At 39.4% G+C, this 1,092-nt stretch carries 1 protein-coding gene; it reads left to right on the top strand.

All coding sequences use genetic code 11. The features are described 5' to 3' along the window. Positions 1-61 precede the first annotated feature (61 nt). Entirely contained in the window at positions 62-1,006 is a 945-nt protein-coding gene (locus ACQV2X_RS08725; protein ID WP_428874605.1) for a DDE-type integrase/transposase/recombinase, read from the top strand. The last annotated feature ends 86 nt before the right edge of the window (positions 1,007-1,092 follow it).

Here is a 1,092-nt window from a genome sequence, read left to right as displayed (position 1 = left end):
AAAAATAGGGAGCTTCTGTTACACTAAAGATATACAAACAACTTAGCGAAAGGAAGCTCCCATGAAAAATATTATAACAGAAGAAATGCGATTAAGAAAAAGAATTGTAGAGTATGCCATCGAACATGATAATAATGCAGCAGCAGCTCGGCGTTATCATACGTCTCGACAAAATGTAAAACGTTGGCGTGATCGATATGACGGAAGTTGGGAGAGTATAAGAAATCAATCACGACGTCCTCACTCACACCCTAATCAGCATACCGATAACGAACTACAAATAATTAAAGCAAAATATCAACGCTATGGTCATGAAGGGCTCGCGGAAGTTTATGTTCAATGTCAGCGTGAAGGTTATTCACGTAGTTATGATAGTATGTGCAAACAGATTCGTGAGCAGGGTTGGAATAAGAGCGTAGCGGATGCTAAGAAAAAATATCCCAAGTCTAGATGGAAACCGACCCAAGTAACTTATCCAGGCGAAAAGGTACAAATCGATATCAAATATGTGCCCATGCATTGTCTTAAGTTTGATTCGAAAGGCATTCGTTATTATCAAATCACAGCGATCGATGAGTATTCGCGCAAACGCTACTGTGAGATTGTGGATGAAAAAACGGTCACCAATACCGCTTTATTTTTATTAGAGTTAGAAGCGTGTCTAGGCTTTGATATCACGAAGGTTCAAACAGATAATGGGCGTGAATTTACCAATGATCCAGATGTTACCGATAAACTAACCATCTTTGAGGAGATATTAGAGAGTAAGGAGATAGAGTATCTCAAGACCCGTCCCTATTCTCCATGGCAGAACGGCATAGTTGAAAGAAGTCACCGAGAAGATGGGGAACGATTCTACAATCGTCGAGAATTTAAGAGTGTGCAAGAATTGAAGAAAGCACATCGTCGATATGTGAACCGAGGCAATAATATCCATCGAAAGGTTTTAAATTTTAAGAGTCCCAATGAAGTAGTACGCGAATACTTTAGGAACAAGCCTGCTTAGTCTTTCTTAATGATCTCAAATTCTTTACTTTTGTCAAGGATCGCTCCGCTTTCCTCTTTGACAAAAGTAAAGAATTTGAGGGCTAG

Source organism: Facklamia sp. P12945 (assembly GCF_050409485.1).
Taxonomy (GTDB): Bacteria; Bacillota; Bacilli; order Lactobacillales; family Aerococcaceae; genus Facklamia.
This window is presented reverse-complemented; position numbering and strand designations above follow the sequence as displayed.